The 16473-nt window shown below is 66.7% G+C and carries 14 protein-coding genes; 7 read left to right on the top strand and 7 right to left on the bottom strand.

Annotated features, from left to right (window positions below):
* The 3 genes from NBE95_RS02135 to NBE95_RS02125 all read left to right on the top strand — a co-directional run bounded on the left by NBE95_RS02135 (window position 1) and on the right by NBE95_RS02125 (window position 5219).
* Window positions 1-1485 (top strand): lipopolysaccharide biosynthesis protein, encoded by a 1485-nt coding sequence (locus tag NBE95_RS02135; protein WP_289894253.1) that lies wholly within the window; start codon window positions 1-3, stop codon window positions 1483-1485.
* Window positions 1485-2855, top strand: coding sequence for an oligosaccharide flippase family protein (locus NBE95_RS02130; RefSeq protein WP_289894252.1), 1371 nt, complete (start codon window positions 1485-1487; stop codon window positions 2853-2855). The genes NBE95_RS02135 and NBE95_RS02130 overlap by 1 nt, the downstream gene beginning before the upstream one ends.
* A gap of 81 nt (window positions 2856-2936) precedes the next feature.
* Complete coding sequence (locus NBE95_RS02125) at window positions 2937-5219, top strand: NADP-dependent malic enzyme (RefSeq protein WP_289894251.1); 2283 nt, start codon at window positions 2937-2939, stop codon at window positions 5217-5219.
* Between the two features lie 38 nt (window positions 5220-5257).
* On the opposite strand, the gene NBE95_RS02120 is transcribed toward NBE95_RS02125, so the two are convergent.
* Both NBE95_RS02120 and NBE95_RS02115 read right to left on the bottom strand, forming a co-directional pair.
* Complete coding sequence (locus NBE95_RS02120; RefSeq protein ID WP_289894250.1) at window positions 5258-5860, bottom strand: porin family protein; 603 nt, start codon at window positions 5858-5860, stop codon at window positions 5258-5260.
* Window positions 5861-6118: 258 nt separating this feature from the next.
* Window positions 6119-7015 carry a rhodanese-related sulfurtransferase gene (locus NBE95_RS02115; RefSeq protein WP_289894819.1) on the bottom strand — a complete coding sequence of 299 codons (897 nt, stop codon included), beginning with the start codon at window positions 7013-7015 and terminating at the stop codon, window positions 6119-6121.
* A 100-nt stretch (window positions 7016-7115) separates the two neighbouring features.
* Between NBE95_RS02115 and pncA the strand changes: the two genes are divergently transcribed.
* Together pncA and pncB are read left to right on the top strand one after the other, a co-directional pair.
* A complete protein-coding gene (gene pncA / locus NBE95_RS02110) occupies window positions 7116-7712 on the top strand; it encodes a bifunctional nicotinamidase/pyrazinamidase (RefSeq protein WP_289894249.1) in 597 nt (198 codons plus the stop codon).
* Complete coding sequence (gene pncB / locus NBE95_RS02105; RefSeq protein WP_289894248.1) at window positions 7709-9019, top strand: nicotinate phosphoribosyltransferase; 1311 nt, start codon at window positions 7709-7711, stop codon at window positions 9017-9019. Before pncA ends, pncB begins: the two co-directional genes overlap by 4 nt.
* A gap of 49 nt (window positions 9020-9068) precedes the next feature.
* Here the strand turns inward: pncB and NBE95_RS02100 are convergent, their stop codons facing one another.
* Together NBE95_RS02100 and NBE95_RS02095 are read right to left on the bottom strand one after the other, a co-directional pair.
* On the bottom strand, window positions 9069-10205 hold the full coding sequence (locus NBE95_RS02100; RefSeq protein ID WP_289894247.1) for a Hint domain-containing protein: 1137 nt from the start codon (window positions 10203-10205) through the stop codon (window positions 9069-9071).
* 302 nt (window positions 10206-10507) lie between these two features.
* The gene (locus tag NBE95_RS02095) at window positions 10508-12178 is read right to left on the bottom strand and encodes an NAD+ synthase (RefSeq protein ID WP_289894246.1); all 1671 of its coding nucleotides are present in this window, start codon (window positions 12176-12178) and stop codon (window positions 10508-10510) included.
* Between the two features lie 132 nt (window positions 12179-12310).
* Between NBE95_RS02095 and NBE95_RS02090 the strand changes: the two genes are divergently transcribed.
* A complete protein-coding gene (locus tag NBE95_RS02090; protein WP_289894245.1) occupies window positions 12311-13771 on the top strand; it encodes a 2-isopropylmalate synthase in 1461 nt (486 codons plus the stop codon).
* Between the two features lie 141 nt (window positions 13772-13912).
* Entirely contained in the window at window positions 13913-14563 is a 651-nt protein-coding gene (locus tag NBE95_RS02085; protein WP_289894244.1) for a glutathione S-transferase family protein, read from the top strand.
* 14 nt (window positions 14564-14577) lie between these two features.
* Here NBE95_RS02085 and NBE95_RS02080 read toward each other — a convergent pair whose 3' ends face one another.
* The 3 genes from NBE95_RS02080 to NBE95_RS02070 are packed head-to-tail and all read right to left on the bottom strand — an operon-like array spanning window position 14578 to window position 16423.
* Window positions 14578-15447 carry a carbon-nitrogen hydrolase family protein gene (locus tag NBE95_RS02080; protein WP_289894243.1) on the bottom strand — a complete coding sequence of 290 codons (870 nt, stop codon included), beginning with the start codon at window positions 15445-15447 and terminating at the stop codon, window positions 14578-14580.
* Window positions 15444-16025 carry a GNAT family N-acetyltransferase gene (locus NBE95_RS02075; RefSeq protein WP_289894242.1) on the bottom strand — a complete coding sequence of 194 codons (582 nt, stop codon included), beginning with the start codon at window positions 16023-16025 and terminating at the stop codon, window positions 15444-15446. The genes NBE95_RS02080 and NBE95_RS02075 overlap by 4 nt, the downstream gene beginning before the upstream one ends.
* On the bottom strand, window positions 16022-16423 hold the full coding sequence (locus tag NBE95_RS02070; protein ID WP_019351567.1) for a ketosteroid isomerase-related protein: 402 nt from the start codon (window positions 16421-16423) through the stop codon (window positions 16022-16024). Before NBE95_RS02070 ends, NBE95_RS02075 begins: the two co-directional genes overlap by 4 nt.
* Window positions 16424-16473: the final 50 nt, after the last annotated feature.

Genomic DNA, 16473 nt, shown 5'->3' with positions numbered 1-16473 from the left:
TTGCAGGATCTGATCTCGATGATCTGGCGGCGGCTGCCGCTGGTGATGACGATCGTGGTCCTGGGCGTGCTGATTTCATTCTACCTGATCGTGTCCTCGCCCCGGGTCTACCAGGCTTCGGCGGTGATCCAGCTGGACATGCCGGCGGTGGACCAGGGCGTCGACAGCTCGCTGCCCGCCTCGCGCCGCGTGCAGCTGATCGAGCAGCGGCTGATGGCGCGGGCGAACCTGCGCGACGTGATCGAGCGGTTGGGGCTGTTCGCAGACACCACCGGCCTCAGCGAGACCGAGAAGATCGGGGCGCTGCGCAGCTCGACCCGCATCGAAAGCATCACCGCGCCCGGCGTGTCGGTGGATTCGCGGCTGGCCCTGGCCGCCATCGTCATCACCTCGCAGGCCGAGACGCCGGCCATGGCCGCGGCGATCGCCAATGATTTCGCCGACAGCGTCGTGAACCGCGACCGCGAGAACCGCAAGGCGCGCATCCTGGAATCGCAGGAATATCTGCGCAGCGAGGAGATGCGCCTGAACGAGCAGCTTTCGGTGCAGGAGCGCAAAGTCGTCGAATACAGCGCCCGCAACGAGGATTCGCTGCCGACCTCGCAAGAATTCCTGCAGACCGAGCTGGCCCAGCTGACCGAGATCGAAACCGCGCTGGACCGCGACATCATGACCCTGCAGCGCGAACGGCTGTCGCTGGAGGCGGGCGGCACCGCGGCGGATGCGCGGCCCTCGGCCTCGCTGGTGCAGCAGATCCGCGGCGCCGAGATCGAGCTGGCGCAGGCCCGCCGCACGCTGGACCCCGACCACCCCGAGATCAAGCGGCTCGAGGAAAGCCTGGCGCGGCTGAACAGCGGCGCGGGCATCGGCGGATCGGACGTGCTTCGCCGCCAGGCCGAGCTGATCGACGCCCAGCTGGTCAAGCTGAACGAGCAGAAGGCCGGCATCGGCACGCGCCGCACCGAAATCGACCAGGCCCGCGCCCGCGCCCCGGAAGTCACGCGCGAGCTTGAGGCGATGCAGCGCGAGCAGCGCCGCCTGCAGGACCGCTACAACGAGATCTCGCGCCAGCTCGCCCAGGTCGAAACCCAGCAGATGCTGATGGAGAACGACCAGACCGAGCGCTTCGTGCTGCTGGAACGCGCCCTGCCGCCGGAATATCCGGCGCTTTCCAACCGCAAGAAAAGCGCGGTGATGGGCGCCGCCGGCAGCATGACCCTGGCGCTGATCGTCGCCTTCGCGCTGGAGCTGATGAACCCGGTCCTGCGCCGCAGCACCCAATTCGCGCGGGCGACGGGAACCCGGCCGGTGATCTCGCTGCCCTATCGGCTGTCCGAGGCCGAGCTGCGCGCCCGCCGCCGCCGCAACATCTATCTGGTTGTCCTGCTGGTGGTCGGTGCGGTGGTGGCGCTGTGGCTGCTGGGCCGCATCCCCGGCCTGCCCTCGCCGGGCGTCGTCCCCACCCCGACCGACGGGATGGGGTGATGGAGGAACCGGCCCTGGAAGCCCCCGCCGCGGCGCCGCGCAAGGGCCTTGCATCGCGTGCCCTGGGCAGCGGTGCCTGGTCCATGGCCAATTTCGGCTTGGGCCAGATCATGCGGCTGGGCTCGAACCTGATCCTGACCCGCATCCTCAGCCCCGACGATTTCGGCCTGATGGCGCTGGTGACCAGTTTCCTGATCGGGCTCAGCATGTTCAGCGACATGGGCTTCGGCCCGTCGATCATGCAGAGCAAGCGCGGCGACGACCCGGATTTCCTCGACACGATCTGGACGCTGAAGATCGTCCGCGGCTTTCTGATCTTCCTGGCCGCCATGGCGATGGCCTGGCCGCTGTCGGTGTTCTACGACGCGCCGCTGTTCGGCTGGGTCTTTCCGGTGGCCGCCACCTCGATGATCGTCGGGGGCTTCCTGCCCACCCGCATCGACACCGCGGCGCGCCATCTGCAGATCGGCCGGCTGACGGTGATCGAGCTTGGCAACCAGCTGATCGGCATCCTGATCACCATCGCCGCCGCGCTGATCCTGCAATCGGTCTGGGCGCTGGTCTGGGGCAATGTGCTGGGCGCCTTTGCGCAGCTTTTGATGTTCCGCCTGTTCCTGCCCGGCCACCGCAACCGCTTCCGGCTTGAACCCGAGGCGCGGGCCGAGGTGATGAAGTTCGGCAAATGGATCTTTTTCAGCACCATCTGCGGCTTTCTGCTGTTCCAGGGCGACCGCATCATCCTGGGACGGGTGCTGACCCTGCATCAACTGGGCATCTACAATATCGGCCTGTTCCTGGCCACGGTGCCGGCGATGCTGGGCTCCTCGATCGGCGGACGGCTGTTCATCCCGTTATATCGCGAACACCCGCCATCCGAGGGCGAGCATCACCGCCGCACGCTGGCGCGCACCCGCGCCGGGCTGACGGCGCTGCTGCTGTTTGCCGCCATCGTTCTGGCCTGGGCCGGGCCGCCGCTGGTCGGCCTGCTTTATGATGCGCGCTATGCCAGCGCCGGCGGGATTCTGGTGGCGATCGCCTGCATCCAGATGCTGCAGGTCATCCCGATCAGCTATGAATATTCGGCGCTGGCGGCGGGGGATTCGCGGGGCTTCTTCATCATGCAATCCTCGCGGGCGGGAATCTATTTCACCCTGGTCGCGGGCGGCGCCTTCCTTTACGGCCTGCCGGGGCTGCTGGTCGGCCAAGCGCTGTCGCAGATCTTCTGCTATCCGGTGACGGTCTGGCTGGCGCGCCGGCATGGCTGCTGGGACCCGCGCCACGACCTGATCGCCGCGCTGGTTGCCCTGGGCGCTGCCGGCTCGGTGCTGTTCGCGCATCGCCAAGCGGTTGTGGGGGCGCTGTTTTCCTAGGTCAGCTTCAAACATTTTTCCCCTTTCGGTTTCTTTGGTGCCGGGGCTATTGCATAAAGCCACGTCACGAGGAGAAACCGGATGAGCGACGACAATACCCCGCGCAAGTCCCGCATCACGCGGGAAGAGGCTCTGGCCTATCACCTGGAGCCCCGTCCGGGCAAATACGACATCGTCGCCTCGACTCCGATGGCGACGCAGCGCGACCTGTCGCTGGCCTATTCCCCCGGCGTCGCCGTTCCGGTCGAGGCCATCGCCGAACGGCCCGAGACCGCCTATGACTATACCGTCAAGGGCAACATGGTCGCGGTGATCTCGAACGGCACCGCGATCCTCGGCCTTGGCAATCTGGGCGCGCTGGCCTCGAAGCCGGTGATGGAGGGCAAGGCGGTGCTGTTCAAGCGCTTCGCCGACGTGAACGCCATCGACATCGAGCTGGACACCGAGGACCCGGACGAGATCATCAACGCCGTGCGGCTGATGGGCCCGACCTTCGGCGGCATCAATCTTGAGGACATCAAGGCGCCGGAATGCTTCATCATCGAGCAGCGGCTCAAGGAGCTCATGGACATTCCGGTCTTCCATGATGACCAGCACGGCACGGCGGTGATCTGCGCCGCCGGGCTGATCAACGCACTGGAGCTGTCGGGCAAGAAGATCGAGGACGTGAAGATCGTGCTGAACGGCGCCGGCGCCGCCGGCATCGCCTGCCTGGAGCTGCTGAAATCCATGGGCGCGCGGCATGCGAACTGCATCATGTGCGACACCAAGGGCGTGATCTACCAGGGCCGCAGCGAGGGCATGAACCAGTGGAAATCCGCCCATGCCGTCGTGACCGAGGCGCGGACTCTGGAGGAGGCGATGAAGGGCGCCGACGTGTTCCTGGGCGTGTCGGCCAAGGGCGCGGTGACGCAGGACATGGTGCAGAGCATGGCCGAAAATCCGGTCATTTTCGCCATGGCCAACCCCGATCCCGAGATCACCCCCGAGGAGGCCCATGCGGTGCGCCCCGACGCCATCGTCGCCACCGGCCGCTCGGACTACCCGAACCAGGTCAATAACGTCCTGGGCTTTCCCTATCTGTTCCGCGGCGCGCTGGACATCCATGCCCGTGCCATCAATGACGAGATGAAGATCGCCTGCGCCCGGGCGCTGGCCGAACTGGCGCGCGAGGATGTGCCGGACGAGGTTGCCGTCGCCTATGGCCGCAAGCTGCAATTCGGCCGCGATTACATCATCCCGACGCCCTTCGACCCGCGGCTGATCCATGTCGTGCCGCCGGCGGTCGCCAAGGCGGGCATGGATACCGGCGTCGCCCGCCGGCCGATCATCGACATGGAAGGCTATGTCCAGTCGCTCAAGGCGCGCATGGACCCGACCGCCGCCATCCTGCAGGGCATCCATGCCCGCGCCCGGCAGGCCCAGGCCCGGATGATCTTTGCCGAGGGCGACGACCCGCGGGTGCTGCGCGCCGCCGTGGCCTGGCAGCGCGGCGGCATGGGCCAGTCCATCGTCGTCGGCCGCGAAAACGACGTGAAGGACAAGCTCGAGGCGGCCGGCCTGGGCGATGCGGCGCGCGAGATTTCGGTGGTCAATGCCGGCAATTCCCGGCATCTGGAGCAATATCACGAGACGCTTTACGCCCGGTTGCAGCGCAAGGGCTATGACCGCGAGGATGCGGTCAAGCTGGCCAATCGCGACCGGCATGTCTTTGCCTCGCTGATGCTGGCGCATGGCCATGGCGACGGGCTGGTGACCGGGGCGACGCGCAAGAACGCGCATGTGCTGTCGCAGATCGGCATGGTCTTCGACGTGACCCCCGCCGACGGCGCCGTGGGCATCACCGCGGTGCTGCATAACGGCCGCATCATCCTGATGGGCGATACGCTGGTGCATGAATGGCCCGAGGCCGAGGACCTGGCCGACATCGCCACCCGCGGCGCCCATGTCGCACGCGGGCTGGGGCTGGAACCGAAGGTCGCCTTCCTGTCCTTCTCGAACTTCGGCTATCCGGTCAGCGAGCGGGCGGTGAAGATGGCCCATGCCACCGAGGTGCTGGACGCCCGCCGCGTCGATTTCGAATACGAGGGCGAGATGACCGTCGACGTGGCGCTGAACCCGTCGCAGGCGGCGAAATACCCGTTCTCGCGGCTGAAGGGGCCGGCCAATGTGCTGGTGGTGCCGGCGCGGCACTCGGCCTCGATCTCGGTGAAGCTCTTGCAGGAGATGGCGGGGGCGACGGTGATCGGCCCGATCCTGACCGGGGTGCCGCAGCCGATCCAGATCTGCTCGACCGGCTCGACGGTGAACGACATCCTGAACATGGCCGCCATCGCGGCAGGCCGGTTGGGGCAGGTGAAATAGGCAGGCGGGCGCCCCGGCCACGGGGCGCCCGTCATAAGTCAGAACTTGTAGGACGCGCGGATCTGCACCATGTCCATATCCAGGTCGTTGCCGTCCACGCCGGCGCTGTCCTGCAGCACATCCTTGAAATCGTTGCGGGTATATTCCGCGCCGACGGTGAAGTGCTCGGCGACCTTGTAGTCGACGCCCAGGCCATAGCTCAGGCCGGTATCCGAGAATTCGTCGGTGTCCAGCTTGGCCGCGCCCAGCGTGGCATAGGGCAGGAACTTGCCCATGTCATAGCCCGCCCGCAGCCGCAGCCGGGTCATGTCGCCGTCGCTATAGGCTTCTTCGTCCGGCGAGAGCTTGTTGTAGTCCAGCTCGCCGCCCAGCACGAACTTGCCGAAGCCGCGCTGATAGCCGGCATGCACGCCATAGGCGTCGAAATCGCCGAAATCCGGCTGCGTGCCGCGGTTGCCCAGATCGCCGCTGCCCTTGCCGTATTGCAGACCGGCATAGAAGCCGTTCCAGTTGCTCGGCTCGATCGTCATCGGCTCGATCGGGGCGACGACCGGCTGCTCGACCACCGGGGCGACATAGCCGCCGGCATAGGCACCGCCCGCGATCAGCGAGACGAGGGTTGCGTAACCAATTGCTTTCATTTTGAGTTCTCCATTTCTTGCGGGCCGGTGCGGCCCAGATCACTCGGGCCCAATGCCTAACATCCCAACCGCCGGATGGAAGCTTTTGCGGCACCGCAGCACGGACAAGTGTCAGCCGGTGACCGGCGCCCTCTGCCGGGACAGGGGAAATGCAAAGGGATGAACGGCTTAACCGCTCAAGCGGTCTTGAACAGGCGTGATCGGGCAAACCTGTTGTTTTTCAGATCGTTGCTACGATCAACGAATGCTGCCGCGCCGTCAGTCCCGAACGTCGCCGAAACACTCCCCCCGCGCGGCCTGTCGCTGGCGTTCGCGGAATCGGGCCCGGTCGGCCTCGGCATATTCGCCGGCGCAGCGGTGGCAGCTGACGCCTTCCTCGTATTCCGGGCGGTCGCGATCCTCGGGCGCCAGGGGGCGGCGGCAGGCATGGCAAAGCGCGTGGCGGCCCTGGCGCAGCCCGTGGCCCAGGCTGACCCGCTTGTCGAAGACGAAGCATTCGCCGCGCCAGAGACTGCTCTCTTCGGGCATCTCCTCAAGGTATTTCAGGATGCCGCCTTTCAGGTGAAATACCTCGGGCACGCCCTCGCCCAGCAGAAAATTCGTGGATTTCTCGCAGCGGATGCCGCCGGTGCAGAACATGGCGATGCGCTTGCCCGCGAAACGGTCGCGGTTCGCGCGCCACCAGGCCGGGAAGTCGCGAAAGCTGCTTGTGCCGGGATCGACGGCGCCGGCGAAGCTGCCGATCTCGACCTCGTAATCGTTGCGGGTGTCGATCACCGCCACGTCGGGGGCGCTGATCAGCGCGTTCCAGTCCTGCGGCGCGACATACCGGCCCACCGCGGCCAGCGGATCGACCTCGGGCTGGCCCATGGTGACGATCTCGCGCTTCAGCCGCACCTTCATGCGGCCGAAGGGCATAGTCTCGGCGGGGCTTTCCTTCCACTCCAGCGCCGCGCAGCCGGGCAGGGCGCGGATATGCGCCAGCACCGCGTCGACACCCTGGCGCGTGCCGGCGATGGTGCCGTTGATGCCCTCGGGCGCCAGCAGCAGCGTGCCCTTGACCCCCTGCGCGCAGGCGCATTTCGCCAGCGGCGCCTTCAGCGTCTCGGGGTCGGGAAAGCGGGTGAAATGGTAAAGCGCGGCGACGATCAGCATGGGCTGGCCATAGCGCCGCGCAGAGGTGCAATCAAGTTGCCGCATTGACGCCTCGGCCGCCTGCGCCTACCAATTTCCCTGGGAAAACAGGAGAGGCGCCGTGGCAAAAGCCCTGATCGTCATCGACATGCAGCTGGATTTCTGTCCGGGGGGGCGGCTTGCCGTGGCCGGCGGAGACGAGATCGTGGCGCCGATCAACGACCTGATGGCGGATTACGATGCCGTGGTGCTGACCCAAGACTGGCATCCGCACGACCATGCCAGCTTTGCCGACAACCACCCCGGCATCGCCGCATTTTCGCAGGTCGAGATGCCCTATGGCCCGCAGGTGCTGTGGCCGGCGCATTGCGTGATCGGATCGGTGGGGGCGGGGTTCCATCCGACGCTGGCCGTGGATTGCGCCGATCTGGTCATCCGCAAGGGTTTCCGCCCGCTGATCGACAGCTATTCGGCGTTTTTCGAGAACGACCGCCGCACGCCCACCGGCCTTGCCGGCTACCTGCGCGAACGTGGGCTGGACGATCTGACCTTCGTCGGCCTTGCGCATGATTTCTGCGTCGCCTGGTCGGCCATCGACGCGGCGAAGCTGGGCTTTTCCGCCACGGTGATCGAGGGGGCCACCCGCGCCATCGACCTGCACGGCTCGCGCGAGGCGGCCCGCGACGGCATGCGCAACGCGGGGGTGACATTGGCATGATGATCCCGACGGTCGATATCGCCACCCGCGTCTATAACCATAAATGGAAGATCGACCCGATCGTCCGCTCGTTGATCGACGACGATTTCTACAAGCTGCTGATGTGCCAGTCGGTGTTTCGCAACCGGCCCGACACGCAAGTCACTTTCAGCCTGATCAACCGCACCAGCCGCATCCGCCTGGCCGAGCTGATCGACGAGGGCGAGCTGCGCGAGCAGTTGGACCATGTGCGCGGCCTGTCGCTGACGCGGGGCGAAAGCACCTGGCTGCGCGGCAATACCTTCTATGGCAAGCGGCAGATGTTCCGCCCGGATTTCATGGAGTTCCTGGAAAACCTGCGCCTGCCGGCCTATCATCTGGAAAAGCGCGACGGCCAGTACGAGTTGACCTTCGAGGGCCGCTGGCCCGAGGTCATGCTGTGGGAGATCCCGGCGCTGGCCATCATCATGGAGCTGCGCTCGCGCTCCGTGCTCAAGGACATGGGTCGGTTCGAGCTGCAGGTGCTTTATGCCCGCGCCATGGCCCGGCTATGGGAAAAGATCGAGGAATTGCGCAAGCTCGGCCCCGACCTGCGCATCGCCGATTTCGGCACCCGACGGCGGCACAGCTTCCTGTGGCAGGACTGGTGCGTGCAGGCCATGGTCGAGGGGCTGGGCGACCAGCGCTTCATCGGCACCTCGAACTGCCTGATCGCCATGCGCCGCGACATCGAGGCCATCGGCACCAATGCCCACGAACTGCCGATGGTCTATGCCGCGCTGGCCGACAGCGACGAGGAATTGCGCCAGGCGCCCTATCGCGTGCTGGCCGACTGGCATGAAGAACATGACGGGATGCTGCGCATCATCCTGCCCGACACCTATGGCACCAAGGGCTTCCTCGAGCACGCGCCGGACTGGCTGGCCGGCTGGACCGGCATCCGCGTCGACAGCGGCGACCCGGCCGAAGGGGCCGAGACGGCGATCCGCTGGTGGCAGGACCGCGGCGAGGATCCGCGCAACAAGCTGATCATCTTCTCGGACGGGCTGGACGTGGACCGGATCAAGGCGCTGTTCCAGCGCTTCCACGGCAGGGTGAAGGTCAGTTTCGGCTGGGGCACGCTGCTGACCAACGATTTCCGCGGGCTGGTGCCGGGCGACGGGCTGGCGCCGTTCTCGCTGGTCTGCAAGGCGGTGGCGGCCGAGGGGCGGCCGACCGTCAAGCTGTCCGACAATCCCGAAAAGGCCACTGGGCCGCAGGACGAGATCGAGCGTTACAAGCGCATCTTCGGCGTCGGCCGCCAGCAGCGCATGGACGTGGTGGTCTAGACCGGGAAATGGGCAGGCCCCGGCATGTGGTGGTCCGGGGCCTTGGGTGTCAGCGCGAAAGCGCCGGTTGCAGCTCGCGGCGGTTGGCAGCATGGCGCTTGGCGAGCTGCCGTCCCTCGCGACCGTTGCCGATCCTGCGCGCAGGTTCCCGCGCGCAGGTTTCCGACAGCAGTTCGGGGAACAGCGCCAGGATTTCGGCGCGGGCGGCAGGCGAGACCGCTTTCAGCGCTTCGGCGCCGGTGAACAGCGATTCGGTCTGCGCCCCTTCCGAGCACAGGATCTCGTGCCGGTCGAACAGCAGGTGATAATAGGTCAGCGCCTCGCAATCCTCGACCAGTTCGATGCCGTCGATGTCGGTCAGATGCTTGGCGGCGACCAGAACCTCGGCCGTGCCGCAGACCCGCTCGGCGATCTTCGAACTGACCAGGATGCGGTGCTGCTGCGAGACGTAAAGGTCGCGACTGGGCAGGTCCGGGCCGAGCGCGCCGGCGCGGATGCGCACCGGGCGCAGCTTCTCGAAGGCCCGCAGCAACGCGCCGTCGATCTGTTTCGAGCCGATCCAGCGCAGCGGCTGCGTGCCGTGGTCGCGGGTGACGATCATGTCGCCGACCCGCAGATCCTCGACCGGCACCTCGCCGCGCTCGGTCAGGATCAGCGTGCCGTGGCGGAAGCAGACGAAAGCCGGAGCATCCTCAAGCCCGTAGCGCGAGGTGTCTATGCTGTTGAAATTGCTGCGCTCATAGCTGGTCAGGGTAATCGACTGGATCGCCTTGCTGGTGACGCCGTCGATCTCGGCCTGGGTGGCCGAGGCGGGCGGCGGCAGCAGCACCAGGCTGCCGCCGGTGTCCTGCAGGACGCGCAGCTGCACATCGCTGGCGCTGGTGCCGTCGGCATAGGTCACGGTGCCGCGATAGATGATCCCGGTATCGGCGTAATGGCTCACGCCGTTATGGACGCCGTATTCGTTCGGGGGCGAGCCCCATGGATTGTTGAAGGAAATGGCGTTGTCGTCGTTGCCGTCATGCAGTGTGATAGTATTGATCTCGCGCGCCAGCGGCTGATCGGCGCTGCCGAAGGTGGATCCCACCAGCTCCGAGGCGTTCTCGGCGCCGGCGCTGAATTCGTCGGGATCCAGATCCCGATGCGTTCCAAGATAGATGACACGGATCGACGTCGTTGTCGGCATGGCAGACCCTAATCGCTAACAAACCCCCGCAGATGAGGGGACAAAACACATTCAACCACTGCGCCATGCCGGATCGGCAGTGCCGATCGCCGCATGGAGGAGACAGGGCGGAAAAACAAAACCGCGCGTCTCTACCCGTTAGCTAAAGGATGATTCGACTTTTATTAACCTGTCGAAATGGGCAGGTTTCCGCTCATCTGCGCATAGCATCGCAAGAATTTCAATGAGTTGCACAGAATCCGCGATGCGGGAACCGGAAGGGGCGGCATGATCGTGACGTAGGGTCACGATCATGCCGTTGGTCAAATCCGATCGCGCCAGCGGTTGACCAGCGGGTAGCGCCGGTCCAGCCAGAAAGCCTTGGTCGAGATGCGCGGCCCGGGCGCTGCCTGGTAACGCTTCCATTCGCTGCCATAAAGCAGGGTCTCGACCTTTTTGACCGTTTCGGGCTCGAAGCCTTGCGCGACCAGATCCTTCAGCGCCAGGTCCTTCTCGACCAGCCCTTCCAGGATTGCGTCCAGCACCTCATAGGGCGGCAGGCTGTCCTGGTCCTTCTGGTTCGGCCGCAGCTCGGCCGAGGGCGGTTTCGAGATGATCTGCGGCGGGATCACCTCGCCCGCCGGGCCCTGCATCCAGTCGCGATGGTTCCGGTTGCGCCAGCGGCAGGTCTCGAAAACGCGGGTCTTGTAAAGATCCTTGATCGGGTTGTAGCCGCCGGCCATGTCGCCATAGATCGTGGCATAGCCGACCGCGACCTCGGACTTGTTGCCGGTGGTCAGCAGCAGCTCGCCGAACTTGTTCGACAGCGCCATCAGCATCACGCCGCGCAGCCGGGACTGGATGTTTTCCTCGGTGATGTCGGGCTGGGTGCCTTCCATCAGATGCGCCAGGGCATCCTCCACCGCGTCGCGGGCACCTTCGATCTTCACGGTATCCAGCCGGGTGCCCAGCCGCCCGGCGCAATCGGCGGCATCCTCGAGGCTGGCCTGCGAGGTGTATTCGCTGGGCAGCATGACGCAGCGCAGGTTCTCGGGGCTGATGGCGTCGCTGGCGATGGTGGCGACCAGCGCCGAGTCGATGCCGCCCGACAGGCCCAGCACCGCCTTGCGGAACCCGGACTTGCGCATGTAGTCGCGCAAGCCCTCCATCATGGCGCGGTAGTCCTGCTCCCACTCGTCGGGCTGATGGTCCATGCGGCCCGGCACCGCCCGCCAGCCCTGCGGTGTGCGGGTGAAATCGACATGGGCCAGCATCTCGTCGAAGGGGGCAAGCTGCATGACCTTGACCGCGCCGCCGTCCTCGCCCGGGTTCAGCACGAAGCTGCCGCCGTCATAGACCTGGTCGTCCTGCCCGCCGACCGAGTTCAGGTAGATCAGCGGCAGATCGGTCTCGACCACCCGGGCGACCATGTGGCCCATGCGCAGGTCCAGCTTGTTGCGGTGATAGGGGCTGCCGTTCGGGACCAGCAGGATTTCGGCCCCGGTCTCGGCCAGGGTTTCGCAGACCTCGGGCCACCAGGCGTCCTCGCAGATCGGGCTGCCGATGCGCAGCCCGTCCAGGCTGTAGGGGCCCGAGATCGGCCCGACATTGAACAGCCGCCATTCGTCGAAAAGCTGCTTGTGCGGCAATTCGTGCTTGAGCACCCGCGCCACCACCTTGCCGCCGCGAAGGATCCAATAGGCGTTGTAAAGCCGGTCTTCCTCGGCATAAGGGCCGCCGATGCCGATGGCGGGGCCGTCCACGCAGTCCCGCGCCAGATCGACGATGCGGGCCATGGCTTCCTGGGTGAAGCCGGGCTTCAGCACCAGGTCCTGGGTCTGGTAGCCGGTGATGAACATCTCGGGCAGAGCCAGCAGGTTGGCGCCGGCCTCGCGCGCCGCGGCCCAGGCCTCGCGTGCCTTGGCGGCATTGCCGGGCAGGTCGCCCACGGTCGGGTTCAGCTGTCCAAGGGTGATGCGGAACGTGTCGGTCATGGCGCTTCCTTTACCCGGGTCTCGCCCCGTTGATAGGTCAGCGCGCGGCAAAGGAAAAGTCGGGCTTTGCGCCGGCAGGCCCCTTGCGATAAACCGATGCCAAAAGCAGCAACGAGGCGGAGTGCAGCATCCATGAAGGCAGCCCTTGTCGCCTGCGCGGTGATCCTGGCCGGCGCGGGCATGGCCGGCGCACAGGCGGTCATCACCAAGCAATATGACGACGGCGGCGTCTATGAGGGAACCTTCCGCAACGGCAAGCAGCACGGGCGGGGCACCTACGCGCTGCCCTCGGGCTACGAATATACCGGCGACTGGGTCGAGGGCGAGATCCTGGGCCAGGGCACGGCGAAATTCCCCAACGGCTCGGTCTACGAGGGCGCCTTTGCCCGCGGCAAGCCGCATGGCAAGGGCAAGATCACCTATGCCGATGGCGGCAGCTACGAGGGCGACTGGCTGGATGGCCAGATCACCGGCCAAGGCGTGGCGCATTACGCCAATGGCTCGGTCTACGAGGGCGGCTTCCTGAACGCGCTGCACGACGGCAAGGGCGTGCTGACCCAACCCAACGGCTATCGCTACGAGGGCGACTGGAAGGCCGGCGTCAAGCAAGGTTTCGGCAAGATCACCTATCCCGACGGTGCCGGCTATGAAGGCGAGATGAAGGCGAACCAGCGCTCCGGCGAGGGCAAGCTGACCATGGCGGATGGCCTGAAATACGAAGGCAGCTGGTCGGCCGGCCAGATGGCCGGGCAGGGCAAGCTGACCCAGCCCTCGGGTGACAGCTACGAGGGCCGCTTCGCCAATGGCAAGCGCGAGGGCAAGGGCGTGGCGACCTATGCCAACGGCGACCGCTACGAGGGCGATTTCCGCGCCGATAAGCGCTGGGGGACGGGCACCTTCACCGGCACCGACGGCTATGTCTATACCGGCGACTGGGTCGAGGGGCGGATGGAGGGGCTGGGCCGCATCACCTATCCCGACGGCTCGGTCTATGAGGGGGCGCTGCTGGCCGACCTGCCGCATGGCCGCGGGCTCATCACCTATCCGGACGGCGCCAGCTATGACGGCGACTGGGTCGCGGGCGTGATCGAGGGGCAGGGCGTCGCCAAATACGCCAACGGCCTGGTCTACGAGGGCGGCTTCAAGCGCGGCCGCAACGAGGGGCAGGGCCGGATGACCTATCCCGACGGCTATGTCTATAACGGCGCCTGGCGCGACGGCCAGCGGCACGGGCAGGGGCAGGCGACCTATCCCGACGGCACCACCTATGACGGTTCCTTCGTGGACGGGCTGCGCCATGGCAAGGGCCGGCTGATCGCGCCGGACGGCTTCCGCTACGAGGGCAGCTGGAAGGAAGGCGAGATCGACGGCGAGGGCGTCGCGACCTATGCCAATGGCGATGTCTATACCGGCCATTTCATCGCCGGAAAGCGGCAGGGGGCGGGGGTGATGCGCTATGCCACCGGCCAGGTCGCCTCGGGCGAATGGGAGGACAACCGGCTGGCCGTGCCCGACGAGGGCGCGGAACCCGAGGGCGCCGCGCCGCCCGAGGCGGCGGTGCCGGACGAGCCGGCGACGGGACCGGCGCAATAGGCGGTTGCCTCTGGTCGGGGCTGCCCGGCTGCGGAAAATCCGCCCAAGCCGGACCGCCTGCCGGCATTATTTCGGGGACGCATTGTCGGATTCCCGCCTGGCCGGACGTCCTTGGGACAGACAAAGCCAGGGAGAAGGACGATGACCATCACCATTACCGCCTTCGAAAACTCGCCTGATGGCGGCAGGGGATTGGCGCGCGACATGCGGGTCCGCTGGGCGCTGGAGGAGGTGGGCCAACCCTACGAAGTCCGCCTGCTGTCGTTCGCGGCGATGAAGCGGGACGCGCATCGCGCGCTGCAGCCATTCGGGCAGATCCCGACCTATCAGGAGGGCGATCTGGTCCTGTTCGAGTCCGGTGCGATCGTGCTCGCCATCGCCGAGCGCCATTCCGGTCTGCTGCCAGGCGATGCCAATGCCCGGGCGCGGGCGATCATGTGGATGTTCGCGGCGCTCGACACGGTAGAGCCGCCGATCTTCGATCACACCCTGCTCAAGATCCTCGACCGCGACAAGCCTTGGTACGGTCACCGGTTGCAGAGCCTCGAGGCCAGTATCCGCGACCGTCTTGCCGACCTTTCCCGCCATCTCGGCGATGCCGATTGGCTGGACGGCGCTTTCAGCGCCGGCGATCTGCTGATGGTGACGGTGCTGCGCCGGTTGAACGGCCTGGATCTGCTGGAGACCCATCCGAACCTGGCTGCCTATGTCGCGCGCGGCGAGGCGCGGCCGGCCTTCCAGCGGGCCTACGATGCCCAGCGTGCGGTCTTTGCCGCCGCATCATCCGGCTGACGGCGGTCGGCGGGTTACTTCACCACCCGCACCGCTGCGCTTTCCGGCCAATGCGCAAAGGGCAGCACCCGCCCGTCCCGCCGGCTTTCCGCCACCCGGTCCAGGTCCACGCTTGCCTTGACCCAGCCGGGCACGTCCATCGCCCCCTCGGCCACCACGCCGCTTTCCGGCCACAGCCCGTCCGCCGGCGCATAGATCGCGGCGGCGCCACGGTTCTCGTCGATGGCCGGGTTCCAATCCACGTCGCCCACCGTCGGCGCCTGCACGACGACGCATTGGCTCTCCAGCGCCCGGGCCATGGCGCCGATGCGCACCCGGTTGAACCCCGCCACCGTGTCGGTGCAGGAGGGCACCAGCATCACCTCGACCCCGGCCTCGGCCAGCGCCCGGCCCAGCAGCGGAAACTCGCTGTCATAGCAGATCAGCACGCCCAGCCGTCCGACGGGGGTGTCGAACACCCGCAGACCCGGCGCGCCGACGACGTCCCAGTCCTCGCGCTCGAAGCGGGTCATCACCTGCTTGTCCTGATGGCCGATCCGCCCCCCGGGCCCGAACAGCACCGCGCGGTTGACCGGGCGCGGCCCATCGAAACAGGGCGCCGAGGCGGCCAGGATATGCAGCCCATGCTGCGCCGCCAGCGCGGCATGCAGCGCGTCGCGCGCCGCTTCGTGCCGGGCGACCTCGTGCAGCGACGCCTCGAGATCGCCGGCCACCTCGGGCCCGCCCAGCGAGGCCAGCTCCATCGCGCCATATTCGGGAAAGACCAGCAGGTCGCAATCGGCGGCGTCCCCGACCCAGCGGGTGATCTTGGCGCGATAGGCGTCGAAATCCCGAAGCCAGTCGAAGGGATAGGCGGCGGCGGCGATCTTGACGGTCCGGGTCACAGGGTTTTCATCCAGAATTGCAGCGGTTTGCGCGAGGGTCGGTCATCGCCGATGTCCTTCCATTCGAATTCCGCGACCACGCCGGGCAGGGGGGCATAGCCGCGCTTGCGCCAGAACCCGTCCAGCGGGCGATAATCCTGCGGGTGCAGCGGGTGATCCTCGGGCCGGACCACGCGGCAGAAGGCGCTGTAGCGGCGGCCAAGGGCGCGGCCCTGCGCCTCGCGCCCGTCGAAGAAGGCATGGCCCAGGCCGTGGCCGCGATATTCGGGCAGCAGCACCGATTCCGCGCAATAGAAGATCTCGTCCAGCCGCTCGGGCCGGCCGGCGAAGGCGGCGGCGAAATCATCCGCGTGATCCTCCATCGGCGCCCCGGTCGAGGCGCCGACCATGCGGTCGCCGTCCCAGGCCGCGATCACCACCGCGCCGGGCGACTGGTAGGCGCGCAGGTAGTTCCGTTCGTATTCCAGATCGCCGTCATAGAGATAGGGCCAGTCGCGGAACACCGCGATGCGCAGCCGTGCCAGGTCGTCCAGCACGGTTGCCACGGCATCCCCGGTCAGGCTTTCGGTGCGGATCACGCCGAAACCTGACGCGTCCAGTCGGTGAGGTTGTAATAGGTCGTCACCCGCGCGATCTTGCCGTCCCGAATGGTGAAGAAGGCGCCGGCGGGCAGGACGTATTTCTGGCCCTTCGCCTCGGGCAGGCCCTCGTCGGTGGCCAGATAGGTGCCGTTGACCACGAATTCCGCCGCCGCCCGGTCGCCGGCCTCGTTGGCGAAGATCACCATGTCGGTCAGCTCCTCGCGGTAGCTGCGGGTCATGTGGGCGTTGAACTCGGCGAACGTGTCCTTGCCGCGACGGATGCCGCCCTCGTTGACGTGATGTTCCACCTCGTCATGCAGATAGCCCAGCATCTCGTCGGTGCGGCCGGCGTTGAAGGCGTCGTAATAGGCGGCGATCAGGGCCTTGGTATCCATCGGAACCTCCTTGTTTTGTCCCGTCTAGCGTGGGCGGCGGGCCGCGTCAC

Origin of the sequence: Paracoccus sp. TOH (genome assembly GCF_030388245.1) — a bacterium.
Lineage (GTDB): Bacteria > Pseudomonadota > Alphaproteobacteria > Rhodobacterales > Rhodobacteraceae > Paracoccus > Paracoccus simplex.
This window is presented reverse-complemented; position numbering and strand designations above follow the sequence as displayed.